This is a genomic window from Lentisalinibacter sediminis, assembly GCF_040706615.1.
In the GTDB taxonomy this organism is placed as follows: Bacteria; Pseudomonadota; Gammaproteobacteria; order Steroidobacterales; family Woeseiaceae; genus Lentisalinibacter; species Lentisalinibacter sediminis.
Map to the genome: position 1 here is coordinate 31,554 of NZ_JAPDRF010000006.1, position 24,142 is coordinate 55,695.

24 protein-coding genes are annotated in these 24,142 nt (G+C 65.3%); 10 read left to right on the top strand and 14 right to left on the bottom strand.

Annotation, left to right across the window (positions count from 1 at the left end; translation table 11 throughout):
• Nucleotides 1-36 precede the first annotated feature (36 nt).
• The 5 genes from ACJMKX_RS14195 to ACJMKX_RS14215 form a co-directional block, all read right to left on the bottom strand.
• Nucleotides 37-861, bottom strand: coding sequence for an alpha/beta hydrolase (locus tag ACJMKX_RS14195; protein WP_405226748.1), 825 nt, complete (start codon nucleotides 859-861; stop codon nucleotides 37-39).
• Nucleotides 855-1,244: a type II toxin-antitoxin system death-on-curing family toxin gene (locus ACJMKX_RS14200; RefSeq protein WP_405226751.1), complete on the bottom strand. Its 390-nt coding sequence runs from the start codon at nucleotides 1,242-1,244 to the stop codon at nucleotides 855-857. Before ACJMKX_RS14200 ends, ACJMKX_RS14195 begins: the two co-directional genes overlap by 7 nt.
• Entirely contained in the window at nucleotides 1,234-1,446 is a 213-nt protein-coding gene (locus ACJMKX_RS14205) for a hypothetical protein (protein WP_405226754.1), read from the bottom strand. The genes ACJMKX_RS14200 and ACJMKX_RS14205 overlap by 11 nt, the downstream gene beginning before the upstream one ends.
• 99 nt (nucleotides 1,447-1,545) lie before the next feature.
• Entirely contained in the window at nucleotides 1,546-2,367 is an 822-nt protein-coding gene (locus ACJMKX_RS14210; RefSeq protein ID WP_405226757.1) for a VOC family protein, read from the bottom strand.
• A gap of 413 nt (nucleotides 2,368-2,780) precedes the next feature.
• Entirely contained in the window at nucleotides 2,781-5,165 is a 2,385-nt protein-coding gene (locus ACJMKX_RS14215; protein WP_405227225.1) for a DUF305 domain-containing protein, read from the bottom strand.
• A 194-nt stretch (nucleotides 5,166-5,359) separates the two neighbouring features.
• Here ACJMKX_RS14215 and ACJMKX_RS14220 point away from each other — a divergent pair, with 194 nt between their 5' ends.
• Nucleotides 5,360-5,830 carry a (2Fe-2S)-binding protein gene (locus ACJMKX_RS14220; protein WP_405226760.1) on the top strand — a complete coding sequence of 157 codons (471 nt, stop codon included), beginning with the start codon at nucleotides 5,360-5,362 and terminating at the stop codon, nucleotides 5,828-5,830.
• A 2-nt stretch (nucleotides 5,831-5,832) separates the two neighbouring features.
• Nucleotides 5,833-8,052, top strand: a complete 2,220-nt coding sequence (locus ACJMKX_RS14225) for a xanthine dehydrogenase family protein molybdopterin-binding subunit (RefSeq protein WP_405226763.1) — start codon at nucleotides 5,833-5,835, stop codon at nucleotides 8,050-8,052.
• Nucleotides 8,053-8,057: 5 nt separating this feature from the next.
• Here the strand turns inward: ACJMKX_RS14225 and ACJMKX_RS14230 are convergent, their stop codons facing one another.
• Nucleotides 8,058-8,273 (bottom strand): BrnA antitoxin family protein, encoded by a 216-nt coding sequence (locus ACJMKX_RS14230; RefSeq protein ID WP_405226766.1) that lies wholly within the window; start codon nucleotides 8,271-8,273, stop codon nucleotides 8,058-8,060.
• 123 nt (nucleotides 8,274-8,396) lie between these two features.
• Nucleotides 8,397-9,932, bottom strand: coding sequence for an HNH endonuclease signature motif containing protein (locus tag ACJMKX_RS14235; RefSeq protein WP_405226769.1), 1,536 nt, complete (start codon nucleotides 9,930-9,932; stop codon nucleotides 8,397-8,399).
• A gap of 140 nt (nucleotides 9,933-10,072) precedes the next feature.
• On the opposite strand from ACJMKX_RS14235, the gene ACJMKX_RS14240 reads away from it, so the two are divergent.
• Together ACJMKX_RS14240 and ACJMKX_RS14245 are read left to right on the top strand one after the other, a co-directional pair.
• Nucleotides 10,073-10,918 carry an arylamine N-acetyltransferase family protein gene (locus tag ACJMKX_RS14240; protein WP_405226772.1) on the top strand — a complete coding sequence of 282 codons (846 nt, stop codon included), beginning with the start codon at nucleotides 10,073-10,075 and terminating at the stop codon, nucleotides 10,916-10,918.
• A 192-nt stretch (nucleotides 10,919-11,110) separates the two neighbouring features.
• Nucleotides 11,111-12,349: a Fic family protein gene (locus ACJMKX_RS14245; RefSeq protein WP_405226775.1), complete on the top strand. Its 1,239-nt coding sequence runs from the start codon at nucleotides 11,111-11,113 to the stop codon at nucleotides 12,347-12,349.
• A 16-nt stretch (nucleotides 12,350-12,365) separates the two neighbouring features.
• On the opposite strand, the gene ACJMKX_RS14250 is transcribed toward ACJMKX_RS14245, so the two are convergent.
• Nucleotides 12,366-13,709 (bottom strand): type II toxin-antitoxin system HipA family toxin, encoded by a 1,344-nt coding sequence (locus tag ACJMKX_RS14250; RefSeq protein WP_405226778.1) that lies wholly within the window; start codon nucleotides 13,707-13,709, stop codon nucleotides 12,366-12,368.
• Nucleotides 13,709-13,960, bottom strand: a complete 252-nt coding sequence (locus tag ACJMKX_RS14255; RefSeq protein WP_405226780.1) for a helix-turn-helix domain-containing protein — start codon at nucleotides 13,958-13,960, stop codon at nucleotides 13,709-13,711. Before ACJMKX_RS14255 ends, ACJMKX_RS14250 begins: the two co-directional genes overlap by 1 nt.
• A 208-nt stretch (nucleotides 13,961-14,168) precedes the next feature.
• Here ACJMKX_RS14255 and ACJMKX_RS14260 point away from each other — a divergent pair, with 208 nt between their 5' ends.
• The gene (locus tag ACJMKX_RS14260) at nucleotides 14,169-14,651 is read left to right on the top strand and encodes a mobile mystery protein A (RefSeq protein ID WP_405226783.1); all 483 of its coding nucleotides are present in this window, start codon (nucleotides 14,169-14,171) and stop codon (nucleotides 14,649-14,651) included.
• Here ACJMKX_RS14260 and ACJMKX_RS14265 read toward each other — a convergent pair.
• Nucleotides 14,648-14,950, bottom strand: a complete 303-nt coding sequence (locus tag ACJMKX_RS14265; protein WP_405226786.1) for a type II toxin-antitoxin system RelE/ParE family toxin — start codon at nucleotides 14,948-14,950, stop codon at nucleotides 14,648-14,650. The two genes, ACJMKX_RS14260 and ACJMKX_RS14265, sit on opposite strands and share 4 nt — an antisense overlap.
• Complete coding sequence (locus ACJMKX_RS14270; RefSeq protein ID WP_405226789.1) at nucleotides 14,947-15,168, bottom strand: addiction module protein; 222 nt, start codon at nucleotides 15,166-15,168, stop codon at nucleotides 14,947-14,949. Before ACJMKX_RS14270 ends, ACJMKX_RS14265 begins: the two co-directional genes overlap by 4 nt.
• Before the next feature lie 179 nt (nucleotides 15,169-15,347).
• Here ACJMKX_RS14270 and ACJMKX_RS14275 point away from each other — a divergent pair, with 179 nt between their 5' ends.
• The 4 genes from ACJMKX_RS14275 to ACJMKX_RS14290 all read left to right on the top strand — a co-directional run bounded on the left by ACJMKX_RS14275 (nucleotide 15,348) and on the right by ACJMKX_RS14290 (nucleotide 17,984).
• Nucleotides 15,348-16,166: a penicillin-binding transpeptidase domain-containing protein gene (locus ACJMKX_RS14275; protein ID WP_405226792.1), complete on the top strand. Its 819-nt coding sequence runs from the start codon at nucleotides 15,348-15,350 to the stop codon at nucleotides 16,164-16,166.
• A gap of 99 nt (nucleotides 16,167-16,265) precedes the next feature.
• On the top strand, nucleotides 16,266-17,033 hold the full coding sequence (locus tag ACJMKX_RS14280) for a nuclease-related domain-containing protein (protein WP_405226794.1): 768 nt from the start codon (nucleotides 16,266-16,268) through the stop codon (nucleotides 17,031-17,033).
• Between the two features lie 112 nt (nucleotides 17,034-17,145).
• Nucleotides 17,146-17,706 carry a hypothetical protein gene (locus tag ACJMKX_RS14285; protein ID WP_405226797.1) on the top strand — a complete coding sequence of 187 codons (561 nt, stop codon included), beginning with the start codon at nucleotides 17,146-17,148 and terminating at the stop codon, nucleotides 17,704-17,706.
• A 71-nt stretch (nucleotides 17,707-17,777) separates the two neighbouring features.
• Complete coding sequence (locus ACJMKX_RS14290; protein ID WP_405226800.1) at nucleotides 17,778-17,984, top strand: hypothetical protein; 207 nt, start codon at nucleotides 17,778-17,780, stop codon at nucleotides 17,982-17,984.
• Here ACJMKX_RS14290 and ACJMKX_RS14295 read toward each other — a convergent pair.
• Both ACJMKX_RS14295 and ACJMKX_RS14300 read right to left on the bottom strand, forming a co-directional pair.
• Nucleotides 17,974-18,834 carry a nucleotidyl transferase AbiEii/AbiGii toxin family protein gene (locus ACJMKX_RS14295; RefSeq protein ID WP_405226803.1) on the bottom strand — a complete coding sequence of 287 codons (861 nt, stop codon included), beginning with the start codon at nucleotides 18,832-18,834 and terminating at the stop codon, nucleotides 17,974-17,976. The genes ACJMKX_RS14290 and ACJMKX_RS14295 overlap by 11 nt on opposite strands.
• Nucleotides 18,827-19,441 (bottom strand): type IV toxin-antitoxin system AbiEi family antitoxin domain-containing protein, encoded by a 615-nt coding sequence (locus tag ACJMKX_RS14300; protein WP_405226805.1) that lies wholly within the window; start codon nucleotides 19,439-19,441, stop codon nucleotides 18,827-18,829. The genes ACJMKX_RS14295 and ACJMKX_RS14300 overlap by 8 nt, the downstream gene beginning before the upstream one ends.
• Before the next feature lie 215 nt (nucleotides 19,442-19,656).
• Here ACJMKX_RS14300 and ACJMKX_RS14305 point away from each other — a divergent pair, with 215 nt between their 5' ends.
• Complete coding sequence (locus ACJMKX_RS14305) at nucleotides 19,657-22,932, top strand: SNF2-related protein (RefSeq protein WP_405226808.1); 3,276 nt, start codon at nucleotides 19,657-19,659, stop codon at nucleotides 22,930-22,932.
• Between the two features lie 50 nt (nucleotides 22,933-22,982).
• On the opposite strand, the gene ACJMKX_RS14310 is transcribed toward ACJMKX_RS14305, so the two are convergent.
• Nucleotides 22,983-24,056, bottom strand: coding sequence for a hypothetical protein (locus ACJMKX_RS14310; protein ID WP_405226811.1), 1,074 nt, complete (start codon nucleotides 24,054-24,056; stop codon nucleotides 22,983-22,985).
• Between the last annotated feature and the right edge of the window lie 86 nt (nucleotides 24,057-24,142).

Below are 24,142 nucleotides of genomic sequence, written 5' to 3' on the forward strand. Positions count from 1 at the left end.
CCCCGATTCAATACAAAATCGGGCCTGAAGGCCCTCCTACATGGGGGGTAGCGCGGTCGCCAGGAACTCCCGCAACCCGTCCAGGTAGCGCTCTTCGCTCAGCACGTGGGCGCCGTTGTGGGGGCCGGACAGTTCCAGGAACCGGCGCGGCTCGCCGGCCGACTCGTAGATGGCGCGGCCGTGGTGGAAGGGCACGATGTCGTCTTCCCGGCTGTGGATCACCAGCACCGGACAATCGGCTGCGGCTACGTATTCCGCTGTCGGGTAGCGGAAGCGGCTCAGCCAGCGCACCGGCAGGAACCAGTAGAGCTCGCCGGCCAGTGCCGGCAGCGACGAGAAGCTCGACTCCACGATGAGCGCGCCCGCCTCCCGGTTCGCCGCGAGCCAGGCACCCACCGCGCCGCCTACCGAACGCCCGAACACCACCATGCGCGACGGCGCCACGCCGCGCTCCTCCGTGAGGTACTGCCAGGCCGCCTCCGCGTCCCGGTACGTGCCCCGCTCCGACGGGCTGCCCTCGCTCTGCCCGTAACCCCGGTAGTCGATGATCAGCACGTCCAGCCCGAGCCCGTGGAACTGGCTGATGGACTCCAGCCGGTGGGAGATGTTGCCGGCGTTGCCGTGGAAGAAAAGGAGCGTGCCGCGGGCGCTGTCGGCCGCCGGGACGAACCAGCCGTGCAGCTTCACGCCGTCGTCAGCGGTGAGTTGCACGTCCTCGTACGCGAGCCCGATATCCGCCGGCGTGGCATCGAGTTCGCGTCCCGGCAGATTGGGCAGGTAGAGCAGACGTCCCTGCATGGCGTAGACCAGGCCGACGAAGAGGAGGTAGAAGCCGAGGAGGATGGAGAGAAGTTTCAGCATCGAACGAGGTGTTGGCGCATCCACGGCAGCAGGCGCGCGAAATCACATTCGCCCTGTTCGAGCAGCCCGATGAGAAATCCGTGGGCGCTGTCCGCTTCCACCCGGAGCTTCCAGCCGTTCAGGCGCAGGAAGACGTCGGTGGCGAAGAAGGCCACGCGCTTGTTGCCGTCCACGAAGGGATGGTTCATCAGCAGCGACTCGAACAGCGCCGTCGCCATCTCCGCCAGGTCGTCGTAGTAACCGGTGCGCGGGCGAAACAGGGCACTCTCGAGCAGGCCCTGATCGCGCACGCCCGGCGGGCCGCCGAATTCGCGGATCAGGGACTCGTGGACCGCCAGCACCTCATCGGCCGTGAGGAACAGGACCCGGCTGCTAGCGGGCAAGAAGCTCCCCGAGCCGGCGGTTCTCGTCGATGGAATCGTCGAGGTGTTTCAGTACGTCGGGACGCACCCGCCGGCGCTGCAGGTACTCGCTGATGGCCTCGGTCAGCAGGCCGGAGACACTCTGGTGCGACTCATCTGCCATAGCGCGGAGTTCCGCCCAGACTTTCTCGTCGACCTTGGAACTGACTTTGATGGCTGCCATGAAAAGAATGCTAGCCTGACGTGTCATGACTCGTCAAGACACGTAGGAGGGGCTTTAGCCCCGATTCATGATCGGGCCTGAAGGCCCTCCTTCGCCCGATCAGACCTTTTGTTCGCAGGCGATGAACTGCGCGCCCGCCGGATCCGCCAGCACGGCGTAGCTGAAACCACCGAAGCCCTTCGGGCCGGCGACCACCCTGCCGCCGTTCGCCTCGGCCGCCGCGATGGCCTTCTCCAGCGAGGGCACCGTGAAGTACAGCAGCCACACCGGCGGCAGATCGGCGTTGCCACCGCGGGCGTGGCAGACGCCGCCGGCCACCTCGCCTTCCGCGTCCAGCATGTTGTAGTCGTCGTAGCCGCCCATGTCGACGGGCTGCGAGGTCCAGCCGAGCACGGCCTCGTAGAACGGCCGGGCGCCGGCGGCGTCGGGGATGGCCAGATCCCGCCACGCTTCGCGGCCGGCCACGGGGCCGAGCTTCGTGTACCGGCCCGTGAATACCGTCATCGGCTCGCCGCCGGGCGGCGTCACCGTCATGACGTTCGTCATGGTCTTGCCGTCGCCGAAGTCCTCGGTGATGGTGTGGCGGGCACCGTCGTCGTCGCTGCGGCTGACTTCCAGTACCGGCCCGTTGAACCGGCCGCGGAAGATCTGCGGTTCACCCTCGGACGGCACCCAGGTCATCACGGCCTCGCCGTCGGCCGTGAGACGAATCACGGTATGGCAGCGCATGGTGGTCTCGCCGTCGCGGCTCTGCGTGTAGCTGCCCGCGAGTGCCGTATCGCCGAGAGTCCTTTCGTTGTTCAGCTTGCCGGTGAACGCCATCGGCTCCGCCGATGGGTCCACCACTATCTCCTCCTCACCCTGCCAGCGCCCGTCGGCCAGCCCCAGCAGGAACGCCACCGGATCATTCTTCTCGTTCATCGGTACTCTCTCCCTCGCCAGGCAACACGATGTCCGTATTCTCCGCCGCGGACGCGGCCGCTGCTTGACAGATATTAAGCGGCGGCGGTCACGGGCAACACACAGTCCATGTCCCAGTAGCGCATCCCGTGCCGGCGCGGATCATTGTAGTAGACCTCCATCGCGGGACCATTGCCCTGGCGCCAGGCGCTGGCCGGCGAAGATCTGGTGGAGCCGCACGGGGGAGACGTTGGCGTCCACGGCGGCGGATTCCAGAGTCAGCCTCGTGGCCGGGGCGGCGCGGACCTGCCGGCGGACGGACTCGACGATCTGCAGGTAGCGCATCGATACGGTTGCTGGTCGGCGTCGGGGTCTGCGTATGATAGCGCGACGACGAGGGTCGGGGACGGGGGCGGTCGGGCCTGAAGGCCCTCCTACAGTGTTGTCAGGCGGTCTACGATGCCCTGGAGTGTGTCTTTCAGCGCCATCTCGCGCGGGCCGTCGCCCAGGTCCCGGCCCGGGACGGCCAGCCGCCGTGCCAGGGGCGCGTCGCGCTCGCCTGCGTCCAATCGCGCCGCCGCGACATCCAGCAGTTTGGCCAGCTCGCCGGCGATCTCCGTCGACACCGATCCCTCCCGCAGCAGCTGATCCAGGTACGCCTGCGCCACCACCGGGTGATCCGGCCAGGTCACGCGGAACTGCTGCTGGGGGTTGAACGCCTCGCCCTGATCGGCCAGCGCCGCAGCGGCGATCTCCGCCGCGCTGAGGGATTCGCTGGGCTTCAGCGCGAACACGTCCAGGCCGCGCACGATCTCCGTGCCGTAGATGCGCCCGTCGTACCAGTAGGCGGACCAGTAGCCGCCGGTGATGAGCTCTTCCGCATCGATGGGCCCGCGGTCGAAGTAGGCGATCTCCAGCGGGTTGGCCGTATCGGTGAAGTCGATCACCGAGATGCCGCCCTGGTACCAGGCCTGCACGAAGAGGTCGCGGCCCGGCACCGGGATGATGGAGCCGTTGTGAGCGACGCAGTTCTCCATCTCGTCCTGGGGTGCCGGCATCTTGAAGTAGCCGCGGAAGACGAGCTCGCCATCGACGATGTCGTACAGGGCGTCCGCGCCCCAGGTCAGCGGGTCCTGGGCCCGGCAGCGGGCACGGGTCCCGCCGCCCCACTCGTCGGTGAAGATCACCTTGGTGCCGTCGTTGTTGAACGTGGCCGAATGCCAGTAGGCGAAGCCCTTGTCCGCCACCGCGTCGATGCGCTGCGGGTCGCGCGGATCCGTGATGTCGAACAGGATGCCGTTACCGGAGCAGGCGCCCGCGGCGATGTTCTTCGCCGGGAACACGGTGATGTCGTGGCACTCGTCGGTGGGCTTCGTCTCCTGGGTGCGCTCACCGTCCTCCGCGTAGTCCTCGTCGTCGTGGCGGCCGCCGCGCCACAGCCCGGCCACCGCGCCGGATTCCGGGTCTGCGAACACCGCCGGGCTGTCGACGATGCGCGCCTGCGCGGGATCGTCCACGGGAATCTCGATCACGTCGATGCGGAACAGCGCCGTGCGCTCGTCGCCGGGCAGCTCGTCGATGCAGCCGGGCAACTCCTCTTCCTCGCGCACCGTGGAGGTGCCGGAGTTGTAGACGACGATCTTCCCATCCTCATCAGGCCCGCTCACCACCGAGTGCGTGTGCGAGCCGCGGCAGGTCTGCACCGCGCCCACCTGCAGCGGGCGCTCGAGGTCGGAGATGTCGAAGATGCGAATGCCGCGGAAGCGCTCCGGGCTCGCGTCGTCCGACACGCCGCCGAGGCCGCAGTCCAGCCGCCCGCGGGTCTCCTCCACCGACATGATGAGCAGATCGCCGACGATGGACACGTCGCCCTGACCGCCGGGACACACGACCGAGCTCATCAGCGCAGGCACGCCGCCCTCGCCGAGCCGGTACACGTTGAAGCCGTGATAGCTGCCGGCCACCAGCACGTCGCCGGCGAAGGCCATGTCCGTGTTGGAGAAGGAGAGCATCGGGTAGCGCTTCTCCTCGTCTTCATCGATGGGGTCTTCGTCGATGGGGTCTTCTTCGGCCGCTTCCTCGTCCTCGTCCTTCGGCGCCGCCACGCCCCGCTCGCCCGGGTTCGCCGGGTCGAAGAAGCCGGGCGGCCGCGGCAGCGCGGCGATCAACTCCAGGTTCAGGATGGCCTCGCCGGCATCGTCCAGCCCGGCCGCGAGCCCGGCGCGCGGATCCGTGGAGAGCCCGGTCAGCAGCGCGTTCATGCGCTGGATCTCGGCGGCCTGGTCGTTGGTCACGTCGGCGGTGAACTCGAACAGCACCGGATCGTAGGCCGAGCCCGACTCCTCGAGGAGCTCCTCGACCATGGCAATAGCGCCCTCGTGGTGGGTGATCATCAGCGTGAGGAAGAGACGGTCGAACGCCACGCCCTCGGACGCGGCCAGCTCCGCCATCTGCTCCGGCGTCGCCATGCCCGCCATCTCGTGGTGCATGTGCATGGCGTGATGCGCGGTCGGGTCCGGCACCCGCTCGCCGCGCTCGCGCAGCCACTCCTGCATGAACGCGATCTCGTCGCTCTGGGTGGCCTCGATGCGCCCGGCCACGTCGATCAGCTCCCGGTTGTTGGTGCGGCCCTCCACCAGCGCCGCCATCTCCAGCGCCTGGTGATGATGCGGGATCATGTCCTGCATGAAGCGCACGTCGGCGGGCGAGTAACTCGTATCCGCGATCTCCACGGCCTCTTCCGCCGTGAGTTCGCGCGCGGGCTCGCCGGGGGCGCCGGGCTGGATGATGGGGGCGGCAGCTGCCGCGGACAGGAACATGACGGTCGCGACCGCACCGAACGCGACCCGGTGCAGCGATGCAATAGTAAGGGGCAAGACTTCTCTCCTCTCGAGCTCCGGCCCAGTAAACCCAATCCCCCGCCGTGTGGTCAATCGTTCGACGCTGACCGAACGGCCAGTTACGTGGGCTATACTCCGTCGATACCTGAACGGCCACACCACCGGAGCGCCCCATGCCATTCACCCTGACCGTGAACGGTGAGTCCCGCACCGTCGACGTCCCCGAAGACAAGCCCCTGCTGTGGGTGCTGCGGGAAGACCTCGGACTCACCGGCACCAAATACGGCTGCGGCATCGCCCGCTGCGGCGCCTGCACCGTGAGCGTGGATGGCGAGGCCACGCGCTCCTGCCGGCTGCCGGTATCGAGCGTGGGCGAGAGCTCCGTCGTCACGATCGAGGGTCTGGAGGGCCTGGATTCCCCGGCAGGGCTCGCCGTGCGCAGCGCCTGGCGCGAACTCGACGTGGTGCAGTGCGGCTACTGCCAGTCCGGGCAGATCATGTCGGCCACCGCCCTGCTGAGCGAGAACCCGGACCCCGACGACCGGGACATCGACCGCGCCATGCGCGGCAACCTCTGCCGCTGCGGCACCTACCAGCGCATCCGGGCGGCCATCCGCCAGGCTGCCGACGAGATGAAGGGCTGATCATGTTCGGACGCTTCGACAGACTTCCCCGTCCCGCCCTCGACCGCCGCACCTTCCTCAAGGTGGTCGGCCTCTCGGGCGCGGGTTTCATGATCGGCTGTGGTCGCGGCGAGGAGGCGGGCCCGGGCAGCGCCACCGGGTCCGGCGCGGGCACCGCCGGTTCAGCTGCAGGCACCGCCGCCGCCACCGAAGAGATCGCGACCGGGCCGTTCATCCGCATCGGCACCGATAACACGGTGGCGGTGATCGTCAAACACCTCGACAAGGGCCAGGGCGTCACCACCGGCCTGCCCACCATCGTGGCCGAGGAACTCGACGCCGCCTGGTCGCAGATGCAGGCCGAGTTCGCGCCGGCGAACGTGGAGCTCTACAACAACCTCGCCTTCGGGCCCATGCAGGGCACGGGCGGATCCACCTCGGTGGCCAACTCGTGGATGCAGCTGCGCAAGGCGGCCGCGGGCGCGAAGGCCATGCTGGTGGGCGCCGCCGCGGCGCGTTGGGATGTGCCGGCAGGCGAGATCACGGTGAAGGGAGGCGTGCTCACCCACGAGGCCTCCGGCCGCAGCGCCACCTTCGGCGAACTCGCCGTCGCCGCCGCCGACATCACGCCGCCGGAAGACCCGCCGCTGAAGGATCCGGCCGACTTCACCCTTATCGGCACGAAGGTGCCGCGGCTGGACTCGGCCGCCAAGACCGACGGCAGCCTCGAGTTCACCATGGACCTCACGCGCCCGGGCATGCTCGTCGCGCTGGTCGCCCATCCGCCCCGCTTCGGCGCGAAGGTGAAATCCTTCGACGCCACCGAGGCCAAAGCGGTGGCCGGCGTCACCGACGTGGTCGAGATCCCGCGCGGCGTCGCCGTGGTGGCGGAGAGCTACTGGTCCGCGCTGAAGGGCCGCGAGGCGCTCACCGTCGAGTGGGACGAATCGGCTGCCGAGAAGCGCGGCTCCGAGGAGCTCTTCGCCGAGTACGAGGCGAAGGCTGGCGAAGACGGCCTGGTCGCCCGCAACGACGGCGACGCGCCGGCCGCGCTGGCCTCGGCCGAGACCGTCATCCGCCGCGAATACCGCCTGCCGTTTCTGGCCCACGCCACCATGGAGCCGATGGACTGCGTGGTCGAGCTCGCCGACGGCGGCTGCCGCATCTGGACCGGCTCCCAGATCCAGACCCTCGACCAGAACATCGCGGCCGGCATCCTCGGACTGCAGCCGGAGCAAGTGGAGATCAACACCCTCTTCGCCGGCGGCAGCTTCGGCCGCCGCGCCGTGCCGGACTCCGACTACGTGGCCGACGCCGTCTCCGTGGCCAAGGCCATCGACGGACGTGCACCGGTCAAGCTCATCTGGACCCGCGAGGACGACATGCGCGCCGGCCGCTACCGGCCCATGAGCTACCACGTGCTGGAAGGCGCGCTGGATGCCGACGGGAAGCCGGCGGCCTGGCGGCATCAGGCCGTCATCCAGTCCTTCATGCGTGGCACCCTGTTCGACGGCATGATCCAGGACGGCCTCGACCCCTCCGCCGTGGAGGGCTCTCGTGACCTGCCCTACACCATCCCCAACCTGCGGGTGGACTGGCATCCGTTCGACAATGGCGTGCCCACGCTCTGGTGGCGCTCCGTCGGCCACACCCAGAACGCCTTCGTCACCGAAGTCTTCATCGACGAACTCGCCGCCGCGGCCGGACGCGACCCGGTCGATCTCCGCCGCGAACTGCTCACCGAACACCCGCGCCACCTCGGCGTCCTCGAACTCGCCGCCGAAAAGGCCGGCTGGGGCGAAGACCTCGGCCCGAACCGCGGCCGCGGCGTCGCGGTGCATAAATCCTTCGGCACCTACGTGGCGGAGGTCGCCGACGTCACCATCAAAGACGACGGCAGCTTCAGCGTCGACCGTGTCGTCTGCGCCGTCGACTGCGGTATCGCCATCAACCCGGACGTCATCCGGGCGCAGATGGAAGGCGGTATCGCCTACGCACTGTCAGCCGCGCTGCGCGAAGAGATCACCCTCGAGGACGGCAAAGTGCAGCAGGACAACTTCGACAACTACCGCCCGCTGCGCATCGACGAGATGCCGCAGGTGGAGGTGCACATCGTCCAGTCCGGCGAGGCGCCGACCGGCGTCGGTGAGCCCGGCGTGCCGCCGCTGGCGCCGGCGGTGGCGAATGCGGTGTTCGCGGCGACGGGTGAGAGGACGTATCGGTTGCCGTTCGTGAGGAGCTAAGCCGGCTAGCGCCAGTCCATCTCGAGCTTCCGGCCCTGCTCCATGCAGTCGCGGAGGTAGAGATTGATGAGGCTCTGATAGGGGATTCCGGTCTCCTCGGACATCGCCTTGAAATAGTCGATGACGTCTTCGCCGAGTCGGATCGTGACCTGGCGTTTCAACTTGGCCGCGTAAGGGTTCTTGCGCGACTTCATCTTTGAAAAGTCGTATTCCGGTTTCATCGAAGGTGACACCATGTTTGGGCGCATTCGCTCGCGACTTTGCCCGATTCCATTCGAACGTTAGCATATTGCTTTTGTATGTACGATATATTTACATATCGGTTCGATAAAGACTACTGCGTGTCACGTCGGGACGGCCTCCCGCGGGAACAGATTCCCGACCCCCAGATCCCAGTCCATGCGCTCCCCCTCCCACCGGGTGACGCAGGTCTGCGAGGTGATGCCGAGATCGCGCATCTCGCGTTCGAGCCAGAGGTCGAAGGCGCGGCGTTCGTCCTCGGGGGTGAGGCGGGCGTAGCGGTCCAGGCGTTTTCGGCGGGCGTCACGGAAGACGATCTCGCCTTCTGCGGACTTCTCGCAGGCGAAGCCGCCTTCGTGGACCAGGCGGTGATGGTGGCGGCATAGCAGGACGAGGTTGTCGAGGCTGGTCTCGCCGCCGTCGGACCAGTGGTGGATGTGGTGGCCGTCGAGGTATGCGGTGCGGGTGCAGCCGGGGAAGCGGCAGCCCTTGTCGCGGATGCGCAGCGCGCGTCGGATGGCCGGCGGGATGGAGCGGGATTTGCGACCGATGGAGAGGGGTTCGCCGTCGGCGTCCTCGACCAGGCCGAGGACGGAGCAGTCGCAGGCCAGGCGTCGGGATGTTTCAGCGGAAACGTGGTGGGCGTTTTCGACGTGGGAGACGTCGGGACCGTGATTATCCTGTAGGAGGCCCTTCAGGGCCGATTCCGACACGTGGACGACCACCTGGTAGCGGTCTGCCGCCGATGAATCGGTGGCACCGTTGGCGAGGTACGCCTCGGCGAGCTCGGCGAGGGCGTCGGCGCGGCGTTGGCCGTAGGTGTAGCGGGTGGGTTCGGGGTCGGGGACTGGTGTTTCAGCGGAAACGTCTGTCGCGGCTGAAGCCGCTCCCACAGAAGCCGCTCCCGCAGTCGGGCCTGAAGGCCCTCCTACAATCGGGGATGAATCCCCTCCCACATTGAATTGGCGGTCCATGGCCTGGTCCAGGGCCTTCATTACCAAGGCGCCGACCTCGGCCGGTAGTCTCGCTTTCAGTACGAGGGCGCCGTCGTCATCGTAGTAGTGATCGACGGTGCGCATCTCGTATTGGAAGTTGGCGTTTTCGGCGTCCTGGAGGCGTTTGGCGCGGCGGTATTTCGCGACGATACCTTCCACGTGGTAGGCGGTGCCGTGGTGGGCGATGTTGAGGAGGTAGTCCTCGTTTTCGGCGTCCGCCACTCGGGTCATGGCGCGGACCGTCGAGTACGAGACCTCGCCCTTGCGGAAGGCCTCGGAGATCTTCGGGAGGTCGGCGAGCGCGCGGGCCACGCGGACCTTCTCCCGCGCGGCGTTCATGCCGATGCCGCATTGCCAGTTCAGCCAGTGGGCGGTGGAGCAGAGGCCGGGCAGCTCCCAGTAGCCCTTCTCGTCGAACTCGCGGATCAGCTCCAGCAGCCGGTAGGTCTTCGCGTAGATGTTGCCGCACAGAGCGGTGATCTCGGCGCCGAGTTTCTCGCCGGCGGCGTAGCGGGCGCGGCCCTGAAGGTCGCCGTCGGTTCCGGGGTCGGCCCGGGTGTCGCGGCTGAAGCCGCTCCCACTTTCGTCGTTCCTCGCGCCGCGATCGTCGTCGAAATCACCGGCAATTGCCGCCTCCTGCAACATAGCGGCCCCTCCCTGGGCTGCTGACCGTTACTGTAATTATATCCAGCTGGCAGCGCCCAGCCCTTCCGTTTTCTAGCCGAATCGTGCAGAAATGCGCCTTGCTGCACCCGCAGAAACCGGCGAAGTCACGGAATCCCGTCATGCACCTCCAGCCCTACCTCGACCGCATCGGCTACCCGGGCCCCGTGACCCCGACCCTCGCCACCTTGCGAGCCCTCCTCCGCCACCACGCCCTCGCCGTCCCGTTCGAGAACCTCGACGTCCAGCTCGGCCGCCGCCTCACCCTCGACCCGGGCGCCGCCTTCGACAAGATCGTCCACAACAAACGCGGCGGCTGGTGCTACGAGCAGAACGGCCTCTTCGGCGCGGTGCTCGCGACGATCGGCTTCGGCGTCACCCGCATCGCCGGCGCGGTCATGCGCGAGGGCCGCGAAGACATCTCCGCCGCCAACCACCTCGCCCTGCTCATCGAGACCGAAGACGCCCCCGGCCGCCGCTTCCTCGCCGACGTGGGCTTCGGCGGCAGCCTCCTCGAGCCCATCGAACTGGCCGAGACCACCCATTCCCAGCCGCCGTTCCACCTCGGCCTCCGCCGCCTGGCACACGGCCACTGGCAATTCCACGAGGACGCCGGCGAGGGCGAATTCACGTTCGACTTCGAGTCCGTCCCCGGCGACGAAGACGCACTCGCCCGCCGCTGCGACTACCTGCAGAGCGACCCGACCTCCGGCTTCGTCAGGAGCCTCGTGGCCCAGATCCGCCTGCCCGACGCCCACCGCACGCTGCGCGGCCGCGTGCTCAGCGAGATCGGCCCGCGCGGCAGCGAGGAGCGGTTGATCGACAGCGCGGACGACCTGCTGCACACCCTCGCGAGGCAGTTCCACCTGGACGTGCCCGAGGTCCGCGACCTGTGGCCGCGCATCGTCGAGCGGCACGAGGAATTCATGCGGGGGCAGGCCGCCGATGATCAGCGGCCGAACGACTAGGGCAGAGGCCGCACCACCGCGAAGCCGGCCATGTACTTCGCGACGGGGGCATGGTTCTCCCGATCGATCGTGGGGAATTCCTGATTCAGGAGATCCGCGCGGCTCGAGAGTTGGTTGCCGCCCTGTAATCCGCCAAAATACCCGCCAGTTTTGGAGCTGCTAATATTTTAAAGCACTGTTAATATTGCGTTTATGAGTGACAAAAAAGCCGACATAGATTCCGCCAAAGCGGCGGCCGGTAAAGACGACCGAGGCGAAAACACGGACCTCATGGAGCCTCTGGTGCTCTCCGCCGGGTCGCGGCATCGGCCCGGGCTGAATGACCTCGCGATGGAGCTTGCGGCCGCGTCCGCCGGCTTCCGGCGCAGCCTGCCGGACGGGGTGATGACCGCACTCGCCGATCTGGTCCGTGCAATGAACTGCTACTACAGCAATCTCATCGAGGGCCACGATACCCACCCGGTCGACATCGAGCGGGCCCTCAGGCAGGACTACAGCGAAGATCCGTACAAGCGCAACCTCCAGCTGGAGGCCGAGGCCCACGTTACGGTGCAGCAATGGATCGACCAGGGGGGACTCGAAGGCCCTGCCACCACGAAGCAAGCCATCTGCCAAATTCACCGCCGGTTCTGCGAGCTGCTGCCCGACGAACTGCTGGTCGTCGCTCATCCGGAAACCGGCGAACCGCTGCGCGTCATTCCCGGGAAACTCCGGGAGCATGACGTCGAGGTCGGGCGGCATATCCCCGTCAGCCCCGGCGCGCTGCCGCGCTTCATGCACCGTTTCGAAGAGGTCTACAGTCACCTCGGCACCGCAGAGACCCTCCTGGCGGCCGCCGCGGCACATCACCGCCTCGCCTGGATCCACCCCTTCCCGGATGGCAACGGCCGCGTCATGCGCCTGATGTCCTACGCCACGCTGCTCCGTACCCTGGACACGGGAGGCGCATGGTCGATCGCGCGTGGTCTGGCGCGCAATGTCGATGACTACAAGCGGCACCTGGCCAACTGCGACAACACGCGGCGCAACGATCTCGACGGCAGAGGCGACCTCAGCGAAGAAGCGCTGGCGGAGTTCACGGAGTTCTTCCTCACCACCTGCCTCGATCAGGTGCGATTCATGGAAGACCTGGTACAGCCGGAGAAGCTGCATACCCGGATGAGACTCTGGGTGCGGGAGGAAGTGGAACTCGGCACGCTGCACGAAAAGGCAGGCCCGCTGCTGGAAGCCATCCTCTATTGTGGAGAACTTCCCCGCGGTGAAGTCCCGGAGCGTATCGGCACGAGCGAACGCACGGCCAATCGCGTCGTCGCCGGTCTCACCAGGCATGGTGTCATCACTTCGCAGTCGCCCAGGTCGCCGCTACGTGTGGCTTTCCCCGCCAGGTTGGCATCCCGCTGGATGCCGGGATTGTTCCCGGAACAGCGGTAGCGCTGTAGGAGCGGCTTCAGCCGCGATCAACCGTCGGGCCTGAAGGCCCTCCCACGTTGGGATCGGGCCTGAAGGCCCTCCTACGCAGGGCGGCGGTTGTTATTGAGGCGAACAACTCGGGCGGGAAATCGGCGGGCAGGGTGTTGGCCACCTCTTCCACCGCCGCAGGCAGTTTCTCCGCCAGCTCATCGAAGACGCCTTCCACGGCCCCGACCGGCATACCCGCCGCCGTCGCCGTCTCGATAAAGTGCTTCGGCGTGATCCGATCCAGTCGGTAGTGGCGGTTCTTGCCCACCGCCATCGACAGCTCCATCTGCCCGTGACTCAGCTGTCCGCGGTCGGCGAGCGGCTGCGTGGACATCACGTCGTACAGCGGCGTCAGCCGGAAGCCACCCGACGGGAAGAGAAACACGCTGAAATTCTTGGCGTGGCCGTCGGTGGCCGCCAGCAGCCAGAAAGCGATCTGCGCCTGCATGAACAGACGGCGGTCCTCCTCGGGCTGGTCGCTCGACTTCAGCAATTCCAGGATATCCGTGATACCCGGTCCGCCCCGGTTCTCGTACTTGCGAAAAGCCGGAACGGAAAGCGCCTGACAGAGATCCTCCTGCGGCCTGCGCAGCAGGCGGCCGTCCCGGGTCCAGAGGCGGTCGAAGCGCTCGACGACCAGCGCCCTCACTCCCGCGAAGTCGACGATCTCCGTATGCGCGACCGGCAGGCCCATCGCCTCGAGCAGACGCAGGCAGAGATGCTCGTTCTTGACGCTGCGGGTCAGGTCACGGCCCTGATGCAACCCGATCTGCGGCTTCAGGATGTGCGTGGTGGGCGAGGCGCCGAGCGGCACATGCCAGCGATTCCGCCAGTAGAACAGCGCAGTCTTCTCCTGCACGCCGGGGATCGAGATGCGGAACGCCTCGTCGTCGCCCAACCCCAGCGGCGCGACGGAGAGATTCCTCAGCCGGTCCGCGATCTCCTCATCGCTGATGGGCTCGGCCTCGACGGCACCGGCCTTCGGCGGCTCCTGCCCCTCCGGCAGAAACTGCAATGCACCGACGCAATCCCGGCCGATCGCGGCCAGCAGACTGTAGGCGTCGGTACCCTCGGCGCCGGTCCGCGCCGCCACCGCAGCCCGCACGTCACCGTTGTCCGGCAGCAGATTGTCGAACACCGCGACGACCGGATCGCCGACGTACGGATCCTCCCGCAACGGCAATGACAGGGAGACCGGGAAGGCGTGCTGCCAGTCGAGCCACTCCCCGGCGTAGTGGAAATCGATGGCCCCGGAAGGCGCCCGGCGAAGCTGCCCCACCGGACGGCCGTTCAACCAGACGCCGAGGGGAATGCGAGTGCGCTTCCGCGGCATCAGAAGAGATCTTCGAGACGCTCGGCCGACGCCCGGCCCCGTTCGTCGATGGTCAGTTCCAGCCCCAGCGCCGCGAGCACTTCGAGCAGGGTGCTGAGCCGCACGTCGCCCTCGCCGCGTTCCAGGTCGGAGATGGTGGCCTGTCGCAGGCCCGTCTTCGCGCCAAGGTCCGCCTGGGTCAGACGTGACTGGCGGCGGGCGCGGCGGATGGCGGCGCCGATTTGTGAGGTGTTGCGGGCGGATTGGGGCATGGCGAGGACTCTGCGTTCAATGCCATACGGTTTAGCGTATTAATAAATATTATACGTTAAAACGAATAAAACTATTCTATACGCTATATCGTATGATTTAGGCTCCTGTAGCTCTCCTGAAACCGCACGAAAAGTACTATCGATCACTTAAGTAATAATTTTTATATTATATTTTATGCTCTAGATCATAACCTTTGGATTATCGAAAATGGGCCCGCAAGAACGAGCCAGAGCGCGCAAGAACCTCGACAGAAAGCTGGATTCCATCAGGAATTCAGCCATTTCCGAACGCCCCGAACGCGGCTGGATCAAGGCCATCCGCGAATCCCTCGGCATGACCACCGCACAGTTCGGGCGGCGCATGGGCGTGAGCCAGCCCCGCGCCGTCAATGTCGAGCAGGCGGAACTCACCGGCAAGATCACGATGGAATCGCTGGAGCGGGCGGCCGAGGCACTGAACTGCCGTCTGGTCTACGCCCTCATCCCTCACGAATCTCTCGAAGCCCAGGTGGAAAAGCGTGCCCGCGAGCTGGCGGAACGGCACTTGGGCGCCGTCTCCCACAGCATGGCGCTCGAGGACCAGCGTGCACGGGACGAGGACACGCGCGAGCAGATCGAACGGCTGATCGACAAGTTGCTAAATCGCCGGGGCTCCGATCTCTGGCGCGAGAGCGGACCGGTCGCAGACTAACGGGCGAGCAGCCTCGTCATCCACCGCCGGGGTGCTCGTCTACCATGCATGCACGCTAGGACGACCGTACCCACCGAACTGGATCGGTAATAGATCCCGTACGGGAATCTACGCAGTAGCACTCGACGCAAGCCGCGATAAACGCGGGGAAAGCCTTCAGGATGGTCCTGTATCAGCTCGAGCGCTTCGCTAACCGCCGAAAGGAACTCCGAGCCGCAGCCAGTCCTCTTCTCTTCATACCAAAGGGCAGCCTGCTCTATATCCGCCGCGGCTTCCGGCCGCAGCTCCAACGGTCTCACTCGAGCCGGCCCTGTATCCTTTCGCGAACGGTTTCCCAGGAAATTCCCGCCGCCTCGTCCGCCTCCATTCTGGCGAGCCGACGATCCAGCTCTTTCTTTTGTTCTTCAGAGACAGGAATCGCTTCCGGATTCGCGCAGAGGCTTTCCCAGAGCTCCTCGATGAGCTCGAGGCGCTCGTCCGTATCCAGCTTTTCGATGTCGATGAGCGGTGTTCCCATGTAGCGCAGTATATCTGAACTGCGAGATCACGAAGGAAAGACAAACTTTGGCAATCTGTTAAGAAAGACCAGAGAACGCAGCATAATCGCGCACTCAGGCGCTCTGGTGCGGGGACCTCCATCGGGGCTAAAGCCCCTCCTACGCTAGACTGCTGACGCACCTCCAGCCGGTAACCCCCATGCCCACACACCACCCAATCACCCTCCTCACCCTGGCCCTCACCCTCCTCGCCACCCCGGCCGCCGCCGACTGGCCCTCCTACGCCGACCGCGACGACGTCTGTCTCGTCGTCCACGAACTCGAGAGCGGCAGTGAATACGTGAGCAATCCCGACCGCTGCAACGAGCCGCGCCGGCCCTATTCCACGTTCAAGATCCCCAGCGCCCTGCTCGGCCTGGAGACCGGCCTGCTCGCGGACGCGGACTCCGTCATGCGCTACAACGCGGCGCGTTATCCGGCCCAGGAAGGGTGGCCCGCCGGCTGGGACCGGGATCAGCCGCTGCGCCGGGCCATCAACATGAGCGCTGTCCCCCTCTTCCGCCAGCTCGCGACGGACATCGGCCCGGCACGCATGCAGGCTTTCCTCAGCGACATCGACTACGGCAATGCCGACATCGGCGGCGAGGCCGATGCCTTCTGGCTCACCGGGGATCTGCGGATCAGTGCGGTGGAGCAGGTGGGGTTTCTGACGCGGCTCGCAAGCGGGCGCCTGGGCGTGTCGGCGGAGTCGGTTGCGGCGATCAGGGATGCGTTGGGGCGGGAGGTTGCGCCGGGGGTTGTGCTCTATACGAAGACCGGGAGTGGGCGAATCGAGGACGAGGGGGCGAAAGGTTTCCTCGGGTGGCAGGTCGGGTGGGCGGAAAGCGACGGCGCGATCAGTGTCTTCGCATTCTGGACCGAGGCCGAGAGTTATCAGGCAATGCGGCAGAAACGTCAGGAATTCGTCGCGTTGCTGAAGAAGCAGCTAGCAGCAGGCAGGGGCGGCTTCAGCGAATAGCAGACTGAACTGCCTGCCCAATTATGAGACAGGGATTACAGCAGTAAATCGACGCTTTGCTACTCTCAAAGGCCCCTCTGCTGCCAGAACCCCTTTGAGTTGGACTTACTCACCCTAGCCCTCATCGTATTTGTTCTGTTAGCCGCAATCCGGGCTTACCTTCGGTCGCCTACGACTATTGGTGCCCGCGGTGAACGTCGAGTCAACAAGGTCCTCCGCCGCAAGCTGCCGTCCGGAGAATACGCATTCTGTCACGACGTCACACTCCCCACGGCTTTCGGGCCGACCCAGATCGATCACCTTGTCGTATCCAGATACGGCATCTTCGTTATCGAAACCAAAAATTACTCAGGGTGGATTTTCGGCGACGCCAAATCACCGCGATGGACCCAGGTCATCTATCGCCGCAAGCACCGCTTCCAGAATCCCCTGCGGCAAAATTTCAAGCATACGAAAGCGGTCGAGTCATTCCTGTCACTCCGCCCGCGATGCGTCCACTCGGTCGTCGTATTTGTCGGCAACTCCAAGTTCAAGACTGACCTGCCCAGTAACGTCGTTCACCTATCAGCACTGTGCTCCTATATCCGGTCCCATCGAGACTTACTACTAAGCACAAGCCGCGTCAGAGAGATCGCGAAAATTTTGACCGAGCACAAAGAAGGCCGAACCGTTCGGCGGGAACCTACGCTAACCGTCACCCCGGATGAGCCGCTTTGCCCGATGTGCGGCCAGCGTATGATCTTGCGGAAGGCTCGGAAAGGGAAAAGCGAGGGAAGCGAATTCTGGGGCTGCTCACGATTTCCTCGATGCCGGGGTATCAGGCAGATCTCTTCTTCGAACAACCCGTCGAGCCCGGTCGATTCGTAACGGCGTAAGGGCCTTCGACGGATCGTTGCGCATGATCTTCCTTGAAACGCAACGGCGAACTGTTGACTGCCGCCACGCGTTACAATCCACCCACACTATAGGGAAAAGCACAATGAACAAGGATCGCATCGTAGAGTCCTACCGCGGCTACGAGATCGTAGCCGCGAAGCAGGCGGGCAATTGCAAAGGTGTCGTTTGGAAAGGGAGGGAGCAGATCCATGCCTGCGCCGGAGTGAGCCTCGAGGAGATAATCCGCGACATGAAGGACCTTGTCGATCAACAACACGATGAGCGCTTCAAGGCTCGCACGAAGCCTCCGGAACATGAGGAATACATCGAGGCCTTCCGGAAGATCCTGAGCCGTCTGTCCGACAGTCATTTAGCCATGCTGAAGGCGCACTTTTATGCACCGGACCAGACGATGACCGCTACCCAGTTGGCAAAGGCCGCGGGCTACGCCGGTTACAGCTCAGCCAATCTTCAGTACGGAACGGTGGGCAAGATGCTGAACGATATGTTACCCATCGAGCTACACACACGGTCAGATGGAACTCCCGTATTCACCTCTGCTCTGGCGACGGCCGGAGATCGAAGCGGTGAGGATGCCCACTGGACGTGGAAGCTGCGACCGGAGGTCGCTTTTGCGATAGAGCAGCTCGGCCTGGCGACGTAACGACAGACATCAGTGGGACGATCGGGGGGCGTTATTGTCGACGAAGCAATCCATGTGGTTTTCGGCATCTTGTGCACAAGATCCCCAGCGCCCTCCTGGGCCTGGAGACCGGCCTGCTCGTGGATGCGGACTCCGTCATGCGCTACAACGCGGCGCGCTACCCGGCCCAGGACGGGTGGCCCGCCGGCTGGGACCGGGATCAGCCGCTGCGCCGGGCCATCAACATGCGCGCTGTCCCCCTCTTCCGCCAGCTCGCGGCGGAACTAGCTACGATTTGAGTAGCTCACACGCCGGGGCCAGCCTGGTCCAGATAAGATCTATCGCATGCTCGAGAGACAATCCTTCAACGCCGATCGAAGCGGCATAGGCAGCCCACTGCTGCGCTTTCCGGGGCTCTGTTAAGAACTGATCTGAAAGGCCGGCCGGCACGGTTGCCGGAATCTCCGTCTCCCTGCGGGAGAATGTCGCGGCAATGGCATCCGCCAACTCCTTCGCATCGATCGACTGAGAATTCAGGATAGCCCACAGATCGTAATAGTCCTTCATGCGACTGTTGACGAGCCCCAGCGTGACGATCGCGTGGAACTTCTCGGCAACGACACTGGCGGGCGGATAAGCCCGAACGCTGACCGCAGGCATATCCAGCAGCGTTGGATACTCTATCGTGAGATGCGGTGCGACGGTGACATCGCCGAATCCGACATCCACCACTATCGGGATTCGTGTCTTTCCGAGGTTGGCGATTGTCCTGAGGCGGATACCGCCATATTGCTGCTGCTCGCGGATTGCGCGGGCAGTGAGCCTGTCGATGTCGTAAACCAGCCCATCGTCTACCTGCTGGCTCATTACCTCCGAGAATACAGAGATCAGGCGCTCCTCCGACGCCTCCCCGAAACCGAGAAAATCGGCATCGCGGGTCACCCGGTTTTGATCTCCGGTCCAGAACGTCACCAGCATGCCGCCCTTCAGCACGAATGAATCCCGGTGCTCGGAGAGGGACAAGCGGTACATCAGACGTTCGAGCCCGTAGGTGACAAGCACTACATCGAATACCCGGCCTTTCTCACGAGCGAGGTTCAGCAGCCGCTGTCTCACAGAAGCAGGCGAATTGTTCACGCTGTTAGCCATTCGCGGTTATCGCTTCCAGGTACGGCTGCATCTGTTTCCAGGCGCCGCAGTCCCTGGCCGCCTGTGCGATCTCGGCCGGCGTCGCTTTGCGCTCTTCTACCGCGTTGCGGAGGCACTCTATGGCCACGGACCGCTCGACAAACCGTCGACTTCGAAAGGCATCCGCCAGTGACTTGGGAATCGAATAGACCGGCACGTCGACTCCCGATATGACGTGCCTCTCGATGCCGTACTCGAGGTACGGAGAGCGAAAACGGACGATGCGAAGCGGCGGATACTCAACAGACGGTTCCCAGTCCCTGGCACCTATGGCCATCCAGACCTTGCGCGGCATCTGGTCGGTCAGTTGATGGAAGGCCAGTGCCGAGATCATGCAGATCACGCCTCTGGGCACGCGCTTTGACGCCTCCGCCAGCGTGGATTCCAGATCCAGCTCGCTATCGGGTAGCTGGTAGAGCCCTCTCGCCGCACGAACGACCGTGCCAGCCCGGACAGCACGGGCAATCGTGGAGGCAGCAATCCCCTCCTCCCGCAGGTCGCGGGCACGCATCAGCGGCTGCTCCTGAAGGAGTTGAATCAGGCGATCTTGTTGGGTTGGAATAGCCATCGAGAGTGTTACAAAAAATCGGACACATTCACGATTTGTCCGAGGTTTTGTAACACATTTGAACGAGGCTCACCAGCTGTTCGGTTCAGCCGGTGCGTCGCTAGATCGACTACGGCAATGCCAACATCGGCGGCGACGCCGATGCCTTCTGGCTCACCGGGGAGCTATAGACACCTGATGGCACAATAGCCCCCAGTACCAACAGTGATTCGCCCTTGCCCAACAAAAAACCCCAAACCGCCGACCTCTTCGCGACACCGGCATCGAGCGCCCTCGCTGGCGACTGGCCGCCCGCGGCCCGCTTCCCCCTCAACCATGACGCCGCACGTGTAGCCGACACCGTCCTGCGCGACCTCGCCGAGTCCCGCCGGCCACTCATCGTCACTGGCTACTCCACCCTGGACCGCATCATCGACTTCGTCGCCACCGCCGACCGATGCGAGGAGATCCGGGTTCTGTTCGGCACCGAGCCCTTCGAGTCCCGCCGGGATTCCTTCACCCTGGCCGACCGCGAGCTGCCGGAAGAGATACGCGACTACTGGCTCGAGCGCGGCATCTCGGTGCGCCTGAGCGCGAAGCTCCTGCTCACCATCGAGCGCCTGCGCACGGGCGCCGTCCGCGCCCGCCACCTGTCCCGCGGCGGCTGGCGCCTGCATGCCAAGATCTATGTCGGCGACTCCGCCGCGGCGCTCGGTTCCAGCAACTTCAGTGATTCCGGCCTCCGTCACCAGCTGGAGGCGAACGTGCGCTTCGAGTGCCGCGACGACACCCGCGACCGCGGCGCCCGGGAAGAGAACCGGCGCTACCAGGAGACCGTCGACATCGCAGAGCAATACTGGGCGCTGGGCCGAGACTACAACGACGAACTCATCGCGCTCCTTGAGCAACTGCTGCGCCTGGTCACCTGGCAGGAGGCCCTGGCCCGCGCCGCCGCGGAGCTGCTGGAGGCCGAATGGGCGCAGCGCTATCTCCGCGGCGAGTACCTGCCGGGTGACGCCTCCCTCTGGCCGTCCCAGCGCAGCGGTATTGCGCAGGCCCTCTACATCCTGAAGGAGCGGGGCAGCGTGCTGATCGCCGATGCCACCGGCTCCGGCAAGACCCGTACCGGCGTGCACCTGATCGGCGCCAAGATGCACGAGATCATCGCCTCCAATCGGCTTCGCCGCGGCAAAGTGCTGCTGATCTGTCCGCCGGCGGTCATGGAGGAATGGCAGGACGAGAGCGCCCGGGCCAGCGTGCACCTGGACGTCTTCTCCCACGGCAAGCTGAGCCGTGCGAGCAACGATCCGAGCGATACCCTGCTCACCAATCTCCGCCGCGCGCAGATGCTGTGCGTGGACGAGGGCCACAACTTCCTCAACTTCACGTCCAACCGCACTCAGCAGCTGCTGCGCAACATGGCCGACCACGTGGCGCTCTTCACCGCCACGCCCATCAACCGCAGCGCCGTGGACCTCCTGCGCATCGCCGACATGCTGGGCGCAGACAACCTGGACGATTCCACCGTCGAGGCCTTCGGCCGCATGCTCGGCGCGCGCTCGCTCTCACGCACGCTCTCGGAGGAGGAGATTGCCGAGCTCCGCCGCGAGATCGCGAAATTCACGGTGCGCCGCACGAAGCGCATGCTGAACCAGCTGATCGCCAAGCAGCCGGAGGCCTACACCGACGCCCGCGGCCGCCCTTGCCGCTTTCCCAAACACCGCGCCAGCACCTACCCGCTGAACGAATCGCCGGAGGACCGGGACAAGGCCCAGCGCATCCGCGAACTCACCGACAATCTCAAAGGCGTGCTCTGGTTCCGCCGAGACATCAAACTGCCGGCGCCCTTGAAGCGCCGGGGGATGACCGAGGAGCGCTTCCTCGCCGGCCGGCTGCGCGGTGCCAACAAGCTCGCCCAGTACAGTGTGATGAGCGCACTGCGCTCCTCGCGCGCCGCGCTGTTCGAGCATCTCCTCGGCACCGACGCGGCGGCAGCCCGCGCGAACCTCGAAGGCTTCACCAAGAACACGCGCACCGGGGACGTCATCGGCCGGGTCGAAGATGCGGCGGGCCACCCGCCGCGCTCCCGGCTCTCGATTCCCCTGCCGGACTGGCTCGCCGATAAGAAAGCCCACCGCAGGGCCTGCGAGGAAGAGATCGCCATCTACCGGGAGATTGCCGCCATCGCCGAGACCATCTCGGCAAAGCGCGAACATGCGAAGGTCCAGCGACTCGCCGAACTCTCGAACCGTTTCGAGTACATCCTCGCCTTCGACAGCCGGCCCATCACGTTGGCCGTGATCCGCATGCTGCTGGAGAACCTGGAACCCGGCCCGCGCATCCTGGTGGCCACGGGCGACACCCAGTCGGACCGCAGCGCGCTGCTGCGTGCATTCTCGCCCAAGAGCGACGACCCAAGGCCGACCATCGGCCTGTGCTCAGACAGCATTGCAGAGGGCGTGAACCTGCAGCGCGCACAGGCGCTCGTGCACCTGGACATGCCGAGCGTCGTCCGCATCGCCGAGCAACGGGCCGGGCGCATCGACCGCCTGGACAGCCCCCACGACGCCATCCATGCCTGGTGGCCGGAAGACGCCGCGGAATTCGCGCTGCGGGCAGACGAACGCTTTATCGAACGCTACGACACGGTCGACAACCTCCTCGGCTCCAACATGCCGCTGCCGGAATCCATCCGCGGGCGCTCCGGCACATTCACGGCCCGGCAGGCCATCCGCGAATTCGAGACACGGGCCGGCAGCTGGGACGGCATCGACGACGCGTTCTCCCCCGTCCGGTCCCTGATCTCGGGAGACACGGCGCTGATCCCCGACACGCTGTACGACGAGTACACGGCCGTATCCGCTCGAGTCCTTTCGCGGGTCAGTCTGGTCAGCACGGACGAACCCTGGGCGTTCTTCTGTACAAGGGATGCCACCGGCGTGCCGCGATGGATCCTGCTGCCGGGGCGCGACGAGGAGCCCGTCACCGATCTCTTCCATATCGCCGAACGGCTGCGAGAGCGATTGGGCGCGGACACTCGGGACCTCTCCGATATCCCGCCCCGCGCCGAAGCCCTGCTCCAGCACTTCCTCGAGCGTCTCGCGATGGCCGAGCGCAGCCTGCTATCCCGTCGCAAGAAACGCGCGCTGGAGGAGATGCACCACGTGCTCGCCGCCTACCGCGAATCGGCCGCCTCCCGGAGCGCCCAGCGCGAGGTCGACACCCTGACCGCCCTCCTCCGGCTCCTCGAAGAACCCACCGCCGGCGACCAGCCGGACTGGGAGGAACTCTCCGCCCGCTGGCTGGATCTGATTCGGCCCGTCTGGTATCAGAAATTGCAGGAGCGGGGGCGGCGCAAGCCTCTCCTGCTAAGGGATATTCGCAAGGATCTGATTGCGGCTGAGGCGACGCTGCTGCCTCGCGTTGTGGAGGAATTCTCTCGTGCTTTTCCGGCGCAGCGGCCGGCGGATGAGCGGATTGTGGCGTGCGTGGTTGGGGTGGATGCGCCTTAGGCACGGACGGCAATCGGCACGTCCGGCCGGCAAACGCATCGTATATCCAGTTATGGACACCCCTCTGCAATGCACCGTATCACCGTATCGTCTTCTTCGTACTTTGTATGTGCGGTAACCGGATTGACGAACACGAACGGAATTCCCATGCGTGCCACATGAAGCGTGGCGTTAATGCACTGCGATTCCTGCTCACCGCAAGCGTTCTTGCCCAGTGCAAAACTCAGGATGTCGTTCCGGTCGGAAAACGCCACGATCTCCGCATCGAGCGGTAACCCACCCATCGCTCTCACGGACGCCCCTATGCGCGTCGCCGTCGTATCTTCAGCTGGCCCCGCAAGCTGCAACAGCGCGTCCTGGTTCGCCAGAAGATAGGCACCCCGCAGCGCAGAACGGAACGCTGTCGCTGCGCGAGCCGCGGTGAGTCGCTGGCTGGCTGTCATTCCGGCAAGAGCATGCGGACCCGTGGTTTCCCCAATGAGACTTCTGAACACGATATTGCTGCCCAGACTGTGGCTGATAACGTAGACATCCACATCTGCGAAATCTGCGTTACCGTCCCGCAGAGAGCGCGGGCAGGCCGCGCCCGTCCGCAGCTCTTCCGGTCCGTAGCGCGAGGGGCTGACACCCGGCGCCTCCAGCATCATCTGGCAAACGGTCGCGCGGACAGCATCCCTTACGCGAGGCCCAAACTCCCCGAGGTAGGCCACGGCGTCACCGAACCCGTTGATCAATATCGATTCCTCGATCAGGCAATTGATGCATGTCCGGTGGCCGGCCATGACGTCCTGTTCCCGGTCGATGAGATCTTTTTGCCGACCTTCCAATTCCCCCGTGTAATAGATTTCGTACACGCGCAGGGGAGCAACTCCGTCCGCCTCAATTACATCGCTCCGGCATTCCTCTCCCAGTCCGGCCGTTGCGAAATCGAAGGTGTGCAACCGTATGCCCTTCGGGTAGGTGTCGGGATCGTCCTCTTTGCAGCTTCGGTCCAATTGGTCCAGTTGGCCTTCTGGCAGGCATGCCCCCAGTCGCTCCGCTATGCGGGTGACCGCACCCGGTTTGCCGGCGCCTGAACCGATATCGCGCCGTACGCTATAACCGGGGCATCGCTCGCTGCCCATCCCGTGAATCATCAGCAACCGGACCTGTCGGTCCTGATGGAGCTGATTGATGCCCCTCACGCTGGGGGGATTTCCGCGCACGTCTT